Raw genomic sequence first — 17,328 nt, 5'->3', positions numbered from 1 at the left:
TCACCATGGACGAACTGTTTGCACAATACGAACGCGAGCTCGTCACGATGCGGCAGTTGTGCCGCGAGTACGCGGAGCGCTATCCCAAGGTCGCGGCCAAGCTGCAAATCGGCGGTGAGGCATGCGACGATCCGCACGTCGAACGGTTGATCCAGTCTGTCGCCCTGCTGTGTGCCAGGGTGTCGAAGCGGCTGGACGACTCGTATCCGCAATTTACGGAGGCGCTCCTCAATCTCCTGTTTCCGCACTATCTCAGGCCGTTTCCATCCTGCGCGGTCGTGCGCTTCCTCCCAACGGCCGACGGCAGTACCGGAAAGATGCCCCGGGGTACGTTGCTCGAGTCCGCACCTGTCCGAGGCGTGCATTGCAAATTCCAGACCGCCTATGACGTGGCGCAGTCTCCAGTCGCCATTGCATCCGTCCGGTTCGATGCGGTCATCCGTCCGCCGTCGTCTACGTGGCTCCCAGCGGGCGTGTCGGCGGGGATCAGCATCGAATTCACGTCCCCCGTTCCAGTCGGCGTGTCGGCGCCCCTGCGGCTGTATCTCGACGGCGACGCGTCGTTCTGCGCCGCGCTGCGCGACGCACTGTTCATGCGCACGGTCTCGGCATACGTCGAGGCAGAGGCAGACGGGACATGGACACCTCTGGCCGCGATACCCATCGCGGAGGTCGGCTTTGCCGGCGACAACGCCTTGATCCCGTTCGATGCCCGCTCACACCGCGCCTACCGGATTCTTGCGGAGTATTTCGCCTTTCCGGAAAAATTCAATTTTCTCGACATCGACTTGGCTGCACTCTGCGCGCGGCTCCCGCCGGATTGCAACCGCTTCACGCTGCACCTGGCGCTGGCGGACATGCCACCGGGTTCGGATCAGGCAAGAATGCTCGCCGGCCTGTCGGCGCACAACCTGCTTCCCGGCTGCACCCCGGTCGTCAATCTGTTCAGGCAGCCGGGCGTTCCAATCGAGTACAGCCAGCGGACTGCCGACTATGCGGTGCTTGCACATTCCGCTCATGCAGCGGCCTATGAGGTGTACTCGGTCGACCGGGTCCACATGGTGCAGCAGCACGGCAAGGACATCGCCCCCATCGAATTCCGCCCGTTCTATGCACTCCGACATGGGGAACACGACGTGCACAAAGGGCGCTACTGGATAGTGCGCCATGACGACACGCTGGCAGTCACCAGCCCGGGCCATGAGAAAGTCATCTCGCTCGTCGACGCCGGCGGCGAGCCAATGGAGGTCGAGCAGACGACGCTGTCGATCGACCTCACCTGCACGAACCGTGACTTGCCCTGCCTGTTGAAATGCGGGTCGACCGACAGCGACCTGTCCATTCCTGGCGCAGCACAGGGCGCAAGAATCCGTTTTCTGCGCAGACCCACGCGTCCCCACCGGCTTGCAAATGGCCAGGGCGCGCACTGGCGCCTTATCTCGCACCTGACGCTCAACCATCACTCCCTGGCACAAGAAGGCGCCGAGGGCCTGCGGGAGATGCTGGCGTTGTACGACCTCACCGGGTCCGCGGTATCGCGGCGGCAGATCGCCGGGGTCGTGGGACTTGAACATGTCGAGACGACTGCGTGGATCAGGCACAAGCGCGGGTCATCGCTCGCGCACGGGACCGAAGTGCGTCTGACGATCGACGAAGAGGCCTTCGTCGGCGCCGGCCTGCACCTGTTCGTGCAGGTCATCGACCAGTTCTTTGCACTGTACGTCCAGATGAACAGTTTTATCGAGCTGGTGATCCTGTCGCATCAATCCGGAGAGGAGCTGTTCCGATGCAAACCACGAAGCGGGAGCATGCCGCTGTCATGATCGAGCGCCTGCTCGCGGCACCGTACCGGTACCGGTTTACACAGCTGCTGAACATCCTGGTACGGACGCTGCGCCAACAGGGCATTCCATACACCCGGGCCTTCAGCCAGGTGCTGCGCTTTCGTAACAGCCTGTCGCTGGCTTTTCCGGCGAGCGAGATCGAGAGCATGTGCGTCGAAACGGCCGACGCTACCGGAGCGCCGCGCATTCACATCACTTCCGCATTCATCGGCTTGCTGGGCGCGAGCGGCACGTTGCCCCTGCATGACACCGAGCGCGCGGCCAGCAAGTCGTCTCATGGCACCGACGAAAGCTGGAAACCATTCATCGACCTGTTTTCGAATCGCGCCGTCGGCCTGTTTTACGAAGCGTGGGGAAAATACCGTGTCGAGCACGGCCTGAATACGCGCGCCAGGGACGATCTGCTTCCGCTACTGACCGCATTGGGTGGTTATCGGTCCACCAGTTTCGGATCAGGCAGGCCCTTTGAATCGGTCCCTTCGGAATTCGCCGCCTTCTATGCCGGGTTGCTCAGGACGCGCCCTGTCGCCGCCTCGACAGTGGAACGCGTGCTGGGCGAGTATTTTGACGTTCCAGTGCGTCTCGAGGAATTCGTTGGCGCCTGGGATCCTATACCGGAAAAGATCCGCAGCACGCTTGGCGTTACGGATCCCACGCTCGGCTTCGGGGCTGCCCTGGGCACGCGCACATGGCGCAACGACTTGCGTGTCCGCTTTCATATCGGTCCTCTGGACGAGGAGCAGGCACAGGCTTTCCTGCCGCATGGCAGGTCCCACGCCGCACTGAAGGAAATGGTCAGTCTGTTTGCAGTGCCTTCCGTCCAATATGAGATCCGGCTCTTGCTGAAGAAGCCGTGCATCAAGCCCATGGCATTGAGGACCAAAGGACAGGATCGCAGACGCCTGGGTTGGAATTCATTCCTGACTGGTACGGAAGGCAAAGCGAGCCGGCCCGACATTCGATCAATCCTCCGTTTACAGATGGGACGACAGGGCCGGGGCGCATCGCTTCTGCTAATGATCAAAGTTCCTAGCGCCCCTGTTCAGTACCTTAACCGACGGAAATCAATTACCTGAAAAACCATCGGAGGCAACGCATGGATGGGAGCCAAGCTATCGCGGCAGGCGCTGCGCTGTCGGTATTCAGCCGCGATGCGCAGCACGACCGACTGATGCGCATGGACTTCCCCCGGGGTGACGGACCCGACGCCATTCTCCTGCCGAACCGATTGAGCGCGCACGAAGAAGTCTCCCGGTGCTTTCGCTTCGAAGTCGAACTCCTGTCGGACGACGCGCGCATTCCCCTGAAGGCAATGATGGCCAGGATGGTGACGATTTCCGTCGTGCGCGAAGATGGCTCTTTGCGCTACTTCAACGGCTATATCACCGAATTCAGTTTCCTTCGCGCCGACGGCGGCTTCGCGTTCTACCGTATGGTGCTCGAGCCATGGCTGGCATTCGCCAAGCTGCGCAAGGACAACGTGTCGTTCCATGGCAAGAGCGTCATCGAACTGACCGAACTCACCTTCGCGCACTACCGTCAAGCCGACTGGCATGCGGCCATCGTCGGCGACTATCCGCGGATGACCTGCGCGAACCAATACGACGAGACCGACTACAACCATCTGCATCGGCGCTGGGAAGACCTCGGGCTACATTATTGGTATGAGCACCGGGAGGATGGTCATACCCTTTGGCTCAGCGACAAGAGCGCACTCGCGCAACCTATCGATCCGACCGGAATCGACGATTCCGGCGAAATCCCGTTCCGCGACAAGGCAGGCTCGCTCGAAGACGACGGCATCTGCGAATGGAGTCCGGTGCGCCGTATCGGGTCTGGACAAACGACGTTGGCCAGCTTCGATTACAAGAATCCGGTGGCGCAGCGGTCGACCGCCGAGTCGTTGAATCACCAGGGTGACGTGTTCCCGTACGAGATCTACGAGAACACCGGGTCGTACGGTTTCCGCACCCACGACGACGGAGAAAGACTCGCGCAGCAGCGCATGGGCGAGCGCGACGCGAACACACAATATTTCGAAGCCCGAGGCAACGACCGAACCGCCCAGCCGGGCCGGTGCTTCAAGCTCGGCGGCCATTTCAGCGCTGAGTTGCAAGCGCCCAAATGGGGGGAAGCGCCCCACCCCAGCATCGCTGGCCGTCACTATCTGATCCTTTCTACCGACCACGAAGCCAGCAACAACTATCAGGCCGGGCCGGGTGCGCCGTCGCATTACGAGAATGCGTTCCGGTGTGTGCGCAAGGATATCCAGTGGCGTCCGGGCCGGCACTACAACAGCAAACCCTGCACTTATCCCGGCATTCAGACGGCGATCGTGGTCGGGCCTGACGGTTCGGAGATCCATACCGATAGTTACGGGCGCGTCAAGGTCCAGTTTCATTGGGACAGGCTGGGCAATTACGACGAGAACAGTTCGCCCTGGCTGCGTGTCATGTCGCCCGGGGCTGGGGGCGAGTTTGGGAATATTCGCTTGCCGCGGGTTGGTGAGGAAGTAGCGGTGGTTTATCTCGATGGGAATATTGACCATCCTGTGGTCCTGGGTGCGCTGTACAACTACACCCATATGCCGCCGTGGAAGTTGCCTGAGCAGCAGGCTTTGAGCGGTTTGAGAAGCCGAGAGCTGCAAGCCGGTGAAGGCGGCCAGCGTGGCAATCATCTGGTGTTGGACGATACCCGTGGCAAGATCCAGGCGCAGCTGAAAAGCGATTATCAGTGCAGTCAGTTGTCGCTAGGGCATATCACCCGTATCGAGGACACAAACGGCAGGAAAGACCCTCGTGGCGAGGGATGGGAACTTCGCACGGATGGCCATGGCGTCGCACGTGCTGCCAAAGGCTTACTGATCACCACAGAAGCCAGACCGGGGGCACGCGGGCCGATAAAAGACATGAGTGAGACCTGTCAGCGTCTCACCGCAGCGGCCGAAGATCATCAGGTTCTTGGCCATGTTGCACAAAAAAATGGTGCGCAAGAAGCTGACAATAACCAAGCCGCGGTTGCTACTGTTTTGCAGAAGCAGAGCGATGAAATCAAGGGCGGCGCCTCTGGCAGTGGAAGTTTTTCGGAGCTTGCTCAGCCGCACGTGGTTATTGCCAGCCCGGCCGGCATTGCGACCACCACCGCGCAATCGACGCATATCGCGAGCGATCTGGATACTGCCATCACGGCAGGAAAAAGTGTTTCCATTGCCGCCCAGGATGGATTCTTTGCAAGTATTCGCCAAACGTTCCGGCTTTTTGTACAAAAAGCGGGGATGAAGCTGATCGCTGCTTCTGGCGATATCGACGTGAAGGCGCTGAGCGACAACTTCAATCTCTTTGCCAAGCTGAACATTACTCAGACTGCCGATCGGATCGTGATCAGCGCCAAAGAAGAGATTCTGATCAACGGCGGGGGCAGCTATGCAAAATTCGGAGCCGGCGGCATCGAGCACGGAACCAGCGGCACATTTGTTGCCCACGCAGCTTCACATCACTTAGACCCGGCAAAAAACATGGCTGCGCCCGATTTAAAAAGCAATGTCGTAGACGTAAACATCAAGCGCGACTTACATTTGGAATACGTCGATGCTGACGGCAATCCCCTGCAACACGATCCAATTCAGGCCCATGCATGGGACGGAAATCAGCATAACAGCAAATTGGACGCCACAGGAAAAACTGTTCTCAGCAATGTATCTCGCGGGTCCTTCCGTGCCGAACAGGTCAAACGCAAATAAGCGAGGCAAGCAATGGCGACAGAAAGCAAAACCGGCAACGACGATCTAACGGTTCAAGAGCATTGTATCGACCTTCCAGGAGAGTCGGTCCAGTGCTGGATTGGCGGCGGCACCGACAAACTCAAAGTAATATTGCGAAAACATCGGGACGTAATTTTTGACATTCGTCTCAGCAATGGTGGAATTTACACAGTAGAGTCGACTGAATCGGACTTTTACGTCCCACGAGACAAGAAGCTAATCCACGCGCCCCAACATGCAAAAGTGACGTTCAAAGATGGCGAGCGATTTCATATCTGGCTCAGCCGTGGATTTCGCGGGTCGCTCATACTCAAGTCGACCGATCGCGTTATATATAAGGTTACTCCCAGTGAATGGGACAAACAAGAGTATAGCGGCGAACCAAAAGAAAAGCCGGCCCCGATTATAATCGCCATTGCCCCCGGCGCCACAACGCCCGCTCCTCTTCAAAAAACAAAAACTCAATCCACTCACAATATACTGACCAAATCAGTGGCATCCAAATCAATTTCGACACCACCAATAGCAGCACCTATGCATTCCCCCGATCTTTCTTGCCCAGTCGTTTGTGTTATTGATGGAAAAGTTGAAGGAATGCCGGCTCATATTGCCGAACATTTTAAAAAAGGAGGTGATCATTCTGGATTTTCCGACATAGACCCTAATCATATTGCCACCAGGAACTGGCTATGGGGGCAAGGGGCTGGGACAGGTGCATACATAAAGGATAATTGGGATTGGTTACGAGCCAGTTTGGACAGCCGGACAAGCCGAGGCTTTAAGCTAGTGAAAGCACAGGTGCACTATGTTGGCGGAAAGGTACGCTTCTATTTTTCTGGCTACAGCAACAGCAATATAGCGTTCGGCCGAGGTGGATTCGGCCCAAGTCACGATCGAATCATGACGATCTTTGCTGGCGCAGGAAAGACGACAAGTACATTTGGGTCGACTCTAAAAGGTGTTGCGGGATCATTCGAGAATACAGCATTAGTAAGCTTTATTTTTGGCACAGCAACCGCAATTGCCGAGTGGAAAGAAGATGCTCAAAAAGACGGCTACGACTTGGCAGCAGGATTGATCACCACAACAATTAAGACAATATTGGCTGCAGCAGTTACGACACTCGTCGTTGCCATAATCGTCTGGCTCGTAATGATTGCTTTGGGAGCAGCAATACCAGTTATTGCAGTCGGCGCTATAACAATTGGTGTAGGCTTTGTGGCAAACTACTTGATCGAATCGGCAGATAAACTCGCAGGTCGCGTGCTGTCTCATGATCAGTCGAACTCAGATGGTACGGCTTCTATTGTTGCACACTGGATGAGGGAAACTGGAAACTCAGCCATTCAAATGGTCCATCAAAACTGGAACTATTTAATGCACAAAATGGTAAACGACTACCAGGAGATTGTATTTTGAGGAACCTAGACTCCATTAATAGTTCAGCAAAAAGTACAAAGTTCATTTTTACGCTCTCCCTTATTGTTCCTCTTTTTATGGGATGCGGGGCTTGGGCTCTAGCTATTGGAGCGGCGCCTCAACAACCGCTCCATGAAAACCCCCTTGGGATCCTTGGCCTCAGCATCGCATCGATCTCGATTCTCGCATTTCCGATTCCATACATATTCCACTGGAACTGGGAGACGAAGTATTTCGGTGCCGGGATGCTTTCCCTAAGCAGTGGATCAATACTCGGCATCTACCCTATATTATGTATCGCACAGTACAGTTCACTCCCCGTATATTCGCTAATAATTTTCATTTTTCTCGAATGCATAATTACAATATTGTGGTGTCTACGATTCGTGAATATCTACAATTTCATTTACCGCAATGAAACCTTGTTCAATTGCATTTACGTTGAAGAGCCATCTGCCGTCTATTACTCACAACAAGCAGATAAAAATATTATCGAAAAATCACTTAAATTCGAACAGTTTCCGCAGCCGAAATACTTTGCAATTGCAAGCTTGCTTGCACTCTCTTTAATTCCTTTTGCGGCGCCGGCATCACAATATACTGGAGTACCTTTCATCCATATATTTTTAGCCATTTTCGCAACACCGTTAAATCTAATGTTTCTTGGATTGACCACGAAAGGATGGCTTGTATTTTATTATTATCCAATGAAGATAAAAAAGAAGACAAAAAAATTGGTTTATGTCGACATATCATCGCGACCAACCACCATTTGACGCAAAAAAAATACGGAATGGCACATCATTTCCAAAGGTCAACAATGATGCAAGAAGTAAAATTATGAGTTGACACGAGTTTTACCGTTAGGGAGATAGAAATATGAGAAATAACACTTGGACTGGCAACACATCTAGCCCGGGAGCCACTTGAAGGTTGTCGTGAAGCTTGCTTTAGTCGAGGTATTATTTTCTCTCTATTTGCAACCGCGCTCGCTTTGGGTGCAACCGACTCTTTCCGCTGCTCGGCAATCATCCGGAATATGTCGCTAGCCCGATATAAAATAGCCGGGAATTCGGCACATCGCTGCCCAGAATAGCGTTTGCAAACCGGATTGTCATCCCTGCGGAGGTGAATATCGTGCCATTGAAAATAATCACTGTCGGCGACAAAACCGACCATAGTGGCAAAGTGATCAGCGGTTCCCCGACCCACGACATTCAGGGACGCGCAATCGCCAGGCTCGGCGATCAGGTCGACTGCCCGCAGTTGTATCCCGGCGGTAAACCGCATGGCGTGAACAAGATCATTACCGCACACAAAACGTTGACCGTCGACGGTATGCCAGTGGCGGTCGAGGGCTGTACGACGGAATGCGGGTGCAAACTGCTCGGGAGCTTGTCGGCAACGGTCGGCTGAAGCTCCTGTCGCTAGCCGCGGCCGCTCCGCAACCCCTCCAGATACGGATCAATCACGCACTTCCCCAACGCCAGCAAATCAAAATCCTGCGGATCGAACATCCAGTTGCGGATCAGCCCATCGATCATCGTCCACAGCCCCAGCGCCACGCGGGACGCATCGATGTCGCGCGAAATGAGCCCTTTGTCGATGGCCAGGCGGATCCGGCGTTCGGCGCGCGCCATCCAGTTCGCCATATTATCCTTGCGCCGCTGACGCACCGCATCCATCTCCCCCACGAACTCCACCTTCAGCGTCGCGATCTCGAACACGCGGCGCGCGCCCGGATCGTTGACCGTCCGGTCCAGCACCGCCAGCATGTGATTGCGCAGGTCGACCAGCGGGTCGTCCGACTCCACCTGGTCCAGCACCTGCATCTCCGCCTCCAGCGGCAGGATCGCCCGCTCCATCATCGCGTTGAACAACGCGCCCTTGTCATCAAAGTGCCAATAAATGGCGCCGCGCGTCACACCGGCTGCGGTTGCGATATGCTGCAACGTTGTACGAGAAACACCCTGTTCAACGAACAATTTTTCGGCAGCATCCAAAATGCTGTCGCGGGTCGCTGCCGCCTCTTCCTTGGTTCTGCGGGCCATCCGCCATCTTCTCCGTTTTTATAGGTAAGAAACATTAAACATACACTCGTGATAGTATATCGGGGTTTTCCCAAAAGTCAGTAGTAAAACCGCCTGCCGTACCGAAGAAGTGTTGCAGGACGGTTTTATTCTTTTTTCCACAAGAAGGAAGCATTGAATGCGCTCTGCCAACTCCTCCTCCCTCACCCTGTCCAGGATCGCCGCGTGCACCGTGGTCGCCGTGGCCATGCTGTCGGCCTGCGGCTCCAAGGATAACGCCCAGGCCGGTCCGGGCCCCGCCGGCGCCAAGATGCCGCCTCCTCAGGTCGGCGTCATCACCACCAAGATCCAGTCGGTCGCACTTGAGACCGAACTGCCGGCCCGCGTCGAGGCGATCCGCACTGCCGAGGTACGCGCCCGCGTCAATGGCGTCGTGCTCAAGCGCCTGTTCACCGAGGGCAGCTTGGTCAAGCAGGGCCAGTCGCTGTTCCAGATCGATCCCGAGCCTTACCAGGCCCAGTTGAACGCCGCCCAGGCCGCACTCGGCCGCGCCCAGGCGAACCTGACGTCGACCGCCGCCACGGTCGAGCGCTACAAGCCGCTCGTCGAGGCGCAAGCCGTCAGCAAGCAGGAATTCACGAACGCCGTCGCCGCCCAGAAGCAGGCCGAGGCGGACGTCAACTCGGCCAAGGCCCAGGTGCGCATCGCCAAGATCAACGCCGACTACGCGAACGTGTACGCCCCGATCTCGGGCCGCATCGGCCGCGCGCTCGTGACGGAAGGCGCGCTCGTCTCCGCCACCGAAGCGACGCAGATGGCGCTGATCCAGCAGACCGACAACGTCTACCTGAACATCACCCAGTCCGCCGCCGAACTGCAGCGCCTGCGCAAGAACGCCGGCGACAAGGGCCTCGGGGGCAGCGTTCCCGTGACGGTCGTGGCGGACGATGGCACCGTGCTGCCGACGAAGGGCAAGCTGCTGTTCTCGGACATCACCGTCGACCCGACCAGCGGCCAGATCACCTTGCGCGCCCAAGCCGCGAACCCGGACAACGCCCTGCTGCCGGGCCAGTACGTGCGCGTGCGCCTGGCGCAGGCCGAGCTGCCGAACGGCATCCTCGTGCCGCAGCAGGCCGTCACCCGCGGCGGCCCGAACGGCGATACGCTGACGGTGATCGGCGCGGACAACAAGCCGACGCCGCGCACGGTGAAAATCGGTTCGCAGAACGGCGAGAACTGGGTCGTCACGGATGGCCTGAAGGAAGGCGAGCGCGTGATGGTGGACGGCTTCCAGAAGCTGCAGATGCTGCCGCCGGGTACGCCGGTGCAGCCGGTGCCGTGGACGCCGGTAGGCGCCCCGGCAGCCCCTGCAGCGCCGGCCACTGCGGCCCGCCAGTAAGCAGCAAGGCTAGATAAACAGGAACCACAATGGCACGTTTTTTTATTGACCGCCCCATTTTTGCCTGGGTGATCGCGCTGTTCATCATGGTGCTTGGCGGCGTCGCCATCAAGCAGCTGCCGATCGCGCAGTATCCCACCGTGGCGCCGCCGTCGATCGTCGTCAGCGTCGCCTACCCGGGCGCTTCCGCGCAAACGCTGGAAGATTCCGTCATCTCCGTCATCGAACGCGAGATGAACGGTGCCGAAGGCATGATCTATATGGAGTCGACCAGCCAGGCCAACGGCACCGGCTCCATCACGATCAGCTTCGAGACCGGCACCAATCCCGACCTGGCCCAGGTCGACGTCCAGAACCGCCTCGCGCGCGCGACCCCGCGCCTGCCGGCCGCGGTGACCCAGCAGGGCGTGCGCGTCGACAAGGCCCGCTCGAACTTCCTGCTGTTTACGATCCTCTCGTCCGACGACCCGACCTGGGACACCGTCGCGCTGGGCGACTACGCGTCGCGCAACGTGCTGCCGGAGATCCAGCGGATCAAGGGCGTCGGCCAGGCGCAGCTGTTCGGTACCGAAAAGGCGATGCGCATCTGGATCGACCCGGCGAAGCTGGTCGGCTTCAACCTGTCGCCGGACGACGTCAACACGGCGATCCGCCAGCAGAACGCCCAGGTGGCCTCCGGCACGATTGGCGACCTGCCCGTGGCCAAGGGCCAGCAGATCACCGCGACCGTCGTCGTCACGGGTCAGCTGGCCACCGTCGAGCAGTTCGGCAACATCGTGCTGCGCGCGAATCCGGACGGCTCCACCGTGCGTTTGAAAGACGTCGCCCGCATCGAGATCGGCGGCCAGGCCTACGCCACGTCGACGCGCCTGAACGGCAAGCCGTCGACCGGTATCGGCGTGCAGCTGTCGCCGACCGGTAACGCGCTGGAAACGGCGAAGCTGATCAAGGCACGCATGAATCAGCTGCAGAAGTACTTCCCGAAAGGGATGAAGTACTCGATCCCTTACGACAGCACGAAATTCATCCAGATCTCGATCAGCCAGGTGGTGGAAACCCTGATCGAAGCTGTGATCCTCGTGTTCATCGTGATGTACGTGTTCCTGCAGAACTTCCGCTACACGATCATCCCGACCATCGTCGTCCCGGTCGCCCTGCTGGGCTCCTTCGCGACCCTGCTCGCGATGGGCTTCTCGATCAACGTGCTGACGATGTTCGGCATGGTGCTCGTGATCGGTATCGTCGTCGACGATGCCATTGTGGTGGTGGAGAACGTCGAGCGCATCATGTCCGAAGAGGGCCTGCCTCCGCTGCAGGCGACGCGCAAGGCGATGGGCCAGATTTCCGGCGCCATCATTGGCGTGACGGTCGTGCTGATGTCCGTGTTCGTGCCGCTGGCGTTCTTCGCCGGCGCCGTGGGCAACATCTACCGCCAGTTCTCGATCGTGATGGTGTCGTCGATCGGCTTCTCGGCGTTCATGGCGCTGTCGCTGACGCCGGCACTGTGCGCGCACCTGCTGAAACCCGTGGAAGCCGGTCACCACATGGAGAAGAAAGGCTTCTTCGGCTGGTTCAACCGCACGTTCACGACGGGCGCCAAGCGCTACGAAGGCATCGTCGGCAAGCTCCTCAAGCGTTCCGGCCGCGCGCTGGTCGTGTTCGTCCTGCTGGTCGGTATCGTCGGCCTGATGTTCGCGCGCCTGCCGAACTCGTTCCTGCCGAACGAGGACCAGGGCTACATCATCGCCAACATCCAGCTGCCGCCTGGCGCCACCGCCGAGCGCACCAACGTCGTGCTGCACGCGATGGAAGACTATGTGCTGAAACAGCCGGAAGTGGCCGACATGGTCGCGGTGACGGGCTTCTCGTTCACGGGCCAGGGCCAGAACATGGGCCTCGCGTTCATTCCGCTGAAATCGTGGGACGACCGCAAGGGCAAGGGCCAGAGCGCCCAGGAACTGGCGATGCGCATCACGATGCACATGGGCGCGCTGCGCGACTCGTTCATCTTCGTCGTGAGCCCGCCACCGATCCCGGAACTGGGCCGCGGCACGGGCTTCTCGTTCCGCCTGCAGGACCGCGGCGGCAACGGCCATGCCGCCCTGCTCCAGGCACGTAACCAGCTGCTGGGCATGGCGATGCAGAGCAAGGTGCTGACGGGCATCCGTCCGGAAGGCCTGGAAGACGCGCCGCAACTGAAGCTGAACATCGACCGCGACAAGGCGCAGGCCCTGGGCGTGACGTTCGGCGCCATCAACACGGCGCTGTCGACGTCCCTCGGTTCCGCGTACGTGAACGACTTCCCGAACGCCGGCCGACTGCAGCGCGTGATCGTGCAGGCCGACTCGCCGCAGCGCATGCAGCCGGAAGACCTCCTGCGCATCAACGCCCTGAACACGAAGGGCCAGCCGGTGCCGCTGTCGGCGTTCGCGACGACGCAATGGATCACGGGTCCGATGCAGACGTCGCGCTACAACGGCTATTCGTCGATGAGCATCACGGGCGACGCCGCCGCGGGCTATTCGACCGGCCAGGCGCTGGACGAGATGCAGGCGCTGGCCGCCAAGCTGCCGGCCGGCTTCGCGTATGAATGGACGGGCCAGTCGCGCGAGGAGATCCTCGCCGGTTCGACCGTGTTCGTGCTGATCGGCTTCGCGCTGCTGGCCGTGTTCCTGGCCCTCGCCGCGCTGTACGAGAGCTGGTCGATCCCGGTCGCCGTGCTGCTCGTCGTGCCGCTGGGCGTCCTCGGTTCGCTGATGGCAGCGTCGATGCGCGGGCTGCAGAACGACGTGTACTTCAAGGTCGGCCTGATCACCATCATCGGCCTGGCCGCGAAGAACGCGATCCTGATCGTGGAATTCGCGAAGGACCTGCAGGCGCAGGGCAAGTCGCCGTTCGAAGCGGCGCTGGAGGCGGCCCACCTGCGCTTCCGTCCGATCATCATGACGTCGCTCGCGTTCATCCTCGGCGTGCTGCCGCTGGTGGTCGCCAGCGGTGCCGGCGCCGCGTCGCAGCGCGCGATCGGTACCGGCGTGATGGGCGGCATGCTGACGGCGACGGCACTGGGCGTGTTCTTCGTGCCCGTGTTCTTCGTCGTCATCCGCGGATTCTTCAGGGGCAGCGAACGCCAGCGCAAGAAGTACGCGCACGAAGAAGAAAACACTGTCATCGACTCGAAAATCTGATGAACAACATGAAACGACTCACTCCCCTGGCCCTGGCCCTCGTACTGGCCGGCTGCGTGAACCTGGCGCCCAAGTACGAGCGTCCGCAAGCGCCGGTCGCGGGTGCCTTCCCGACCGTGGAAGGCACCGTCGGCAGCGGCAACGCCGTCGCGAACGAGGCGCCCGCCGCCATCGCGTGGCAGCGCTTCTTCACCGACCCGCGCCTGCAGCAGCTGATCACGCTGTCCCTGGCCAACAACCGCGACCTGCGCGTTTCGATCCTCAACATCGAAGCGGCACGCGCGCAGTACCAGATCCAGCGCTCGAACCAGTTCCCGGCCATTAACGCCGGCATCACGGGCCAGCGCCAGACGACGGGCAAGGACCAGCCGATCAGCAGCGTGTACCAGGCCGGCCTGTCCGTGTCCGCGTTCGAGCTGGACTTCTTCAGCCGCGTGCGCAACCTGTCCGACGCCGCGCTGGCGCAATTCCTCGCCACCGAGGAGGCGCGCAAGACGGCCCAGATCAGCCTGATCGCCCAGGTCGCCAACACGTACCTGACGTTCCTCGCGGACGAGGAACTGCTCTCGCTGACGCAGCAGACCCTGAAGACGCGCGAGGAATCGCTGCGCCTGACCAACCTGCGCTTCGAGAACGGCGTCTCGTCCAAGCTCGACCTGCAGCAGGCCGTGTCGCTCGTCGAACAGGCGCGCACCACGCTGGCCCAGGCCCAGCGCCAGCGCGCGCAGGACCTGAATCTGCTCACGCTGCTGATCGGCCAGCCGATTCCGGACAACCTGCCGACCGGCGCCACGCTTGCGACGACGAACCTGCCGGACCTGCCGGCCGGGATGCCGTCCGACCTGCTGACCACCCGTCCGGACATCCGTTCGGCCGAGCAGCAGCTGGTCGCGGCCAACGCCAACATCGGCGCGGCGCGTGCGAACTACTTCCCGCGCATCACCTTGACGGGCAGCGCCGGCACGGCCAGTTCCGAGCTGTCGGGCCTGTTCAAGAGCGGTACGTTCGGCTGGACCTTCGCACCGCAGGCGATCCTGCCGCTGTTCGACTTCGGCCGCACCCGCGCCGGCGTCGAGGTCGCCCGTGCCCAGCGCGACATCGCCGTCGCGCAGTACGAACGGTCGATCCAGACGGCGTTCCGCGAAGTGGCGGACGCGCTGGCCGGCCAGGCCACGTACAGCGAGCAGCTGCGCGCCCAGCAGGCCGTGGCGGCCGCCGAGACGGACCGCTTCAACCTGTCCGACCTGCGCTACCGCAACGGCACCGCGAGCTACCTCGACCTGCTGGATGCCCAGCGCTCGCTGTTCACCGCGCAGCAGCAGGCCATCCAGGCCAATCTGCTGCGCCTGCAGAACCAGGTCACGCTGTACCGCGTGCTGGGCGGCGGCTGGAGCGAGCCGGGGCCGGCGACGGCAGCCCGCTGATCCTGTCGGCGCGGAATCATTTCCGCGCGCCATTGAGAACGACCCCGACCGGGGCCGGCCGCGATTTCGGTATCATGAAATCGCAGGCCGGCCCCGGTTTAACATTGCATGCACGGGCGGCCCCGGCAGCCGTCGCCGGACGGCGTCCGCCAGGACCGCAACGCGCGCCGAGCCCGGCCTGTCCGGCACGGTCGCCCCATGCGCCGCGCCCCACGCCATGCGACATTTTTTTCGTGCACACTGGAAAGCCATTGTCGCCATCGTCCTGCTCGTGCTGCTGGCGCTGGTGACCGTGAACCCCGGCACCGCCATGCCCGAGCCGCCGTTGGCCATGCGCCTGCGCGCGCACGTGACGGCGCTCGCGGGCGGCCCGCAGGACGCCACCTACATCGGCAACGTGCTGCAGGCGGCCGGCTACGCCGTGCAGGACCGCGGCGGGATCGGCCACGAACGCCGGATCGAGGCGGTGCTGGCCAGCGTTGCCCCGGGCGAGAAGGCGTCTCGCACCTTCATCCTCGGCGCCCGCGATGACGGCGCCGACGAGGGCGCGCCGGGGACGGCGGCCGTGCTGGAACTGGCGCGCCTGCTGGCAGGCGCGCGTCCCAGCCACGGCACCGAGATCCGCTTCGTGTTCTTCCTCGCGCCGAAAGCCGTCCCAATCCCGGGTGCCGACGACGACGTTCCCGCCGACGAGCGTCCCGGCAGCTTCATCGCCTACGTCGGCAGCCTCGCCTCGTCGCGCGAGGTGCAGGATGCGCTGTCGGCCTTCCAGAGCGTGGCGGCCGGCCCGGCCCACGGCCTCGCGACGCCGGCCTACATGCAGGGCGTCACCCTATCCGACCGCGCCGGTTGGCACCGTCCCGGCGCCGGCCAGCCCGCCCTCGTCCTCACGGACACCTCGTTCACGCGCTTCCCGTACCGCCAGGCGCAAAACGCCGCACCCGAGGCGGACGAACCGCCCGAGCAGGTCGTGTATGACGGCATGGCGCGCGTGGTGAGCGGCCTCGCGCGCACGCTCACGGCGCTGGCTGCCGGACAGCGCGGGTAAGACCCGGCCCGCCCGCCACCGTGGCGCCCGCTGTGGTCTCCTGCTGTGCGCGCGGATACAGCCAGCCGAAGATGACGGTCGCCGCCGCGGCCCCGGCCAGCTGGGCCAGCACATAGCCCGGCACGTCCGCGAGCCGGATGCCGGCGCATGTGCCCGTCGCCGCGCGCGCCAGCGTGAGGGCGGGGTTGGCAAAGGACGACGACGCCGTGAACCAGTATCCCGCGACGATGAACAGGGCCGCCGCATAGGGCGTGACACTGGGCCGCGTGCGCGCGCAGCCGATGATTGTGGCCAGCAGGCCGAACGTGGCGACGCCCTCGCTCCACCACAGCGCCGCGCCCGTGCGCGCCTGCGTCGCGGCCGCGAACACGGGTTCGCCGAACATCCCGTGCGCGATCGCCACGCCGACGAATGCGCCGGCCACCTGCGCCGCAAGGTAAGGCAGCACGAGCGCACCCGGCAGGTTGCGCTGCCACGCTTCGGACAGGGTGACGACGGGATTCAGGTGCGCGCCCGAGACAGCGCCGAATGCCAGGATCAGCACGACGAGGCCGCAGCCGGACGCGATCGAATTGACGAGCAGCGCGATGGCCGCATTGCCGCCCGCCAGCCGGTCGCCCATGACAGCGGACCCGACGACGACGGCCAGCAGCAAGGCAGTGCCGAGCCCCTCGGCGACGAGGCGGCGGAACAGGTGGTCGAAGTGCTTCATGGAACGTATTGTGGCGGAGCGTCCCGCCCCGGAGTACCGCCGTGCCAGTCTGTTCAGCCGATACGCAGATGCAGGGCCGACCTATGCCGCCTGCCGGATCAGGGAGGGAATGATGTCGAGGAGGTCCGACATCGACACGGGCTTCGACAGGAAGCGCACGCCCGGCGGCATCGTGCCGGCCTCGATGGGATTGCCCGAGATGACAAGCGCCGGCAGTTCCGGCTGCAGGCCGCGCAGGGCGTGGATCACTTCGATGCCGTTCATGCCGGGCATGCGGAAATCCGTGATGAGCAGGTCGATGGGATCGGCCTCGCCGGCACGGACGGCGTCGCGCCCGTTATTGGCGACGGACACGCGATAACCGGCGACGCTCAGGTAGCGCTCGAATACGTACAGGATGGCGTCTTCGTCATCCACGACCAGGATGCGAGGCGGTGCGGGTGGCATCGGCCAGCTTGCCTTTCATTGAAACGTATGCAAGCAAGACTGTAACACACGGCCTGTGCG

At 61.4% G+C, this 17,328-nt stretch carries 13 protein-coding genes; 10 read left to right on the top strand and 3 right to left on the bottom strand.

The genetic code is table 11. The features are described 5' to 3' along the window. Nucleotides 1-5: 5 nt before the first annotated feature. From tssF to P0M04_RS15510, 6 genes are all read left to right on the top strand, one after another. A complete protein-coding gene (gene tssF, locus P0M04_RS15535; RefSeq protein ID WP_259451660.1) occupies nucleotides 6-1,823 on the top strand; it encodes a type VI secretion system baseplate subunit TssF in 1,818 nt (605 codons plus the stop codon). Further along, nucleotides 1,787-2,920 carry a type VI secretion system baseplate subunit TssG gene (gene tssG / locus P0M04_RS15530; protein ID WP_259451661.1) on the top strand — a complete coding sequence of 378 codons (1,134 nt, stop codon included), beginning with the start codon at nucleotides 1,787-1,789 and terminating at the stop codon, nucleotides 2,918-2,920. Before tssF ends, tssG begins: the two co-directional genes overlap by 37 nt. A 20-nt stretch (nucleotides 2,921-2,940) precedes the next feature. Beyond that, nucleotides 2,941-5,583: a type VI secretion system Vgr family protein gene (locus P0M04_RS15525; RefSeq protein ID WP_259451662.1), complete on the top strand. Its 2,643-nt coding sequence runs from the start codon at nucleotides 2,941-2,943 to the stop codon at nucleotides 5,581-5,583. Between the two features lie 12 nt (nucleotides 5,584-5,595). Beyond that, entirely contained in the window at nucleotides 5,596-7,023 is a 1,428-nt protein-coding gene (locus P0M04_RS15520; RefSeq protein WP_259451663.1) for a hypothetical protein, read from the top strand. Beyond that, nucleotides 7,020-7,799: a hypothetical protein gene (locus P0M04_RS15515; RefSeq protein ID WP_259451664.1), complete on the top strand. Its 780-nt coding sequence runs from the start codon at nucleotides 7,020-7,022 to the stop codon at nucleotides 7,797-7,799. The genes P0M04_RS15520 and P0M04_RS15515 overlap by 4 nt, the downstream gene beginning before the upstream one ends. Nucleotides 7,800-8,160: 361 nt before the next feature. Beyond that, nucleotides 8,161-8,439 carry a PAAR domain-containing protein gene (locus P0M04_RS15510; RefSeq protein WP_259451665.1) on the top strand — a complete coding sequence of 93 codons (279 nt, stop codon included), beginning with the start codon at nucleotides 8,161-8,163 and terminating at the stop codon, nucleotides 8,437-8,439. 11 nt (nucleotides 8,440-8,450) lie between these two features. Here P0M04_RS15510 and P0M04_RS15505 read toward each other — a convergent pair whose 3' ends face one another. Next, nucleotides 8,451-9,074: a TetR family transcriptional regulator gene (locus P0M04_RS15505; protein ID WP_259451666.1), complete on the bottom strand. Its 624-nt coding sequence runs from the start codon at nucleotides 9,072-9,074 to the stop codon at nucleotides 8,451-8,453. Nucleotides 9,075-9,231: 157 nt separating this feature from the next. Here P0M04_RS15505 and P0M04_RS15500 point away from each other — a divergent pair, with 157 nt between their 5' ends. The 4 genes from P0M04_RS15500 (at nucleotide 9,232) to P0M04_RS15485 (ending at nucleotide 16,109) form a co-directional block, all read left to right on the top strand. Then, nucleotides 9,232-10,452 carry an efflux RND transporter periplasmic adaptor subunit gene (locus tag P0M04_RS15500; protein WP_259451667.1) on the top strand — a complete coding sequence of 407 codons (1,221 nt, stop codon included), beginning with the start codon at nucleotides 9,232-9,234 and terminating at the stop codon, nucleotides 10,450-10,452. A gap of 29 nt (nucleotides 10,453-10,481) precedes the next feature. Beyond that, entirely contained in the window at nucleotides 10,482-13,637 is a 3,156-nt protein-coding gene (locus P0M04_RS15495) for an efflux RND transporter permease subunit (RefSeq protein ID WP_259451668.1), read from the top strand. An 8-nt stretch (nucleotides 13,638-13,645) separates the two neighbouring features. Beyond that, a complete protein-coding gene (locus tag P0M04_RS15490; protein WP_259451669.1) occupies nucleotides 13,646-15,061 on the top strand; it encodes an efflux transporter outer membrane subunit in 1,416 nt (471 codons plus the stop codon). A gap of 217 nt (nucleotides 15,062-15,278) precedes the next feature. Next, complete coding sequence (locus tag P0M04_RS15485) at nucleotides 15,279-16,109, top strand: zinc-binding metallopeptidase family protein (RefSeq protein WP_259451670.1); 831 nt, start codon at nucleotides 15,279-15,281, stop codon at nucleotides 16,107-16,109. On the opposite strand, the gene P0M04_RS15480 is transcribed toward P0M04_RS15485, so the two are convergent. Next, nucleotides 16,078-16,821 (bottom strand): aquaporin, encoded by a 744-nt coding sequence (locus P0M04_RS15480; RefSeq protein ID WP_259451671.1) that lies wholly within the window; start codon nucleotides 16,819-16,821, stop codon nucleotides 16,078-16,080. The genes P0M04_RS15485 and P0M04_RS15480 overlap by 32 nt on opposite strands. Before the next feature lie 81 nt (nucleotides 16,822-16,902). After that, nucleotides 16,903-17,268 carry a response regulator gene (locus P0M04_RS15475; protein WP_259451672.1) on the bottom strand — a complete coding sequence of 122 codons (366 nt, stop codon included), beginning with the start codon at nucleotides 17,266-17,268 and terminating at the stop codon, nucleotides 16,903-16,905. Between the last annotated feature and the right edge of the window lie 60 nt (nucleotides 17,269-17,328).

The sequence above is a fragment of the Telluria mixta genome (assembly GCF_029223865.1).
Classification (GTDB): domain Bacteria; phylum Pseudomonadota; class Gammaproteobacteria; order Burkholderiales; family Burkholderiaceae_D; genus Telluria; species Telluria mixta.
The sequence above is the reverse complement of the archived record's forward strand: the minus strand, read 5'-3'. Positions and strand labels throughout refer to the sequence as shown.

Excerpts from the sequence above, each read along its gene's own strand:
- tssF (WP_259451660.1), top strand. The coding sequence starts at position 6 with ATGGACGAACTGTTTGCACAATACGAACGCGAGCTCGTCACGATGCGG.
- tssG (WP_259451661.1), top strand. The coding sequence starts at position 1,787 with ATGCAAACCACGAAGCGGGAGCATGCCGCTGTCATGATCGAGCGCCTG.
- P0M04_RS15525 (WP_259451662.1), top strand. The coding sequence starts at position 2,941 with ATGGATGGGAGCCAAGCTATCGCGGCAGGCGCTGCGCTGTCGGTATTC.
- P0M04_RS15520 (WP_259451663.1), top strand. The coding sequence starts at position 5,596 with ATGGCGACAGAAAGCAAAACCGGCAACGACGATCTAACGGTTCAAGAG.
- P0M04_RS15505 (WP_259451666.1), bottom strand. The coding sequence starts at position 9,074 with ATGGCCCGCAGAACCAAGGAAGAGGCGGCAGCGACCCGCGACAGCATT.
- P0M04_RS15500 (WP_259451667.1), top strand. The coding sequence starts at position 9,232 with ATGCGCTCTGCCAACTCCTCCTCCCTCACCCTGTCCAGGATCGCCGCG.
- P0M04_RS15495 (WP_259451668.1), top strand. The coding sequence starts at position 10,482 with ATGGCACGTTTTTTTATTGACCGCCCCATTTTTGCCTGGGTGATCGCG.
- P0M04_RS15490 (WP_259451669.1), top strand. The coding sequence starts at position 13,646 with ATGAAACGACTCACTCCCCTGGCCCTGGCCCTCGTACTGGCCGGCTGC.
- P0M04_RS15485 (WP_259451670.1), top strand. The coding sequence starts at position 15,279 with ATGCGACATTTTTTTCGTGCACACTGGAAAGCCATTGTCGCCATCGTC.
- P0M04_RS15480 (WP_259451671.1), bottom strand. The coding sequence starts at position 16,821 with ATGAAGCACTTCGACCACCTGTTCCGCCGCCTCGTCGCCGAGGGGCTC.
- P0M04_RS15475 (WP_259451672.1), bottom strand. The coding sequence starts at position 17,268 with ATGCCACCCGCACCGCCTCGCATCCTGGTCGTGGATGACGAAGACGCC.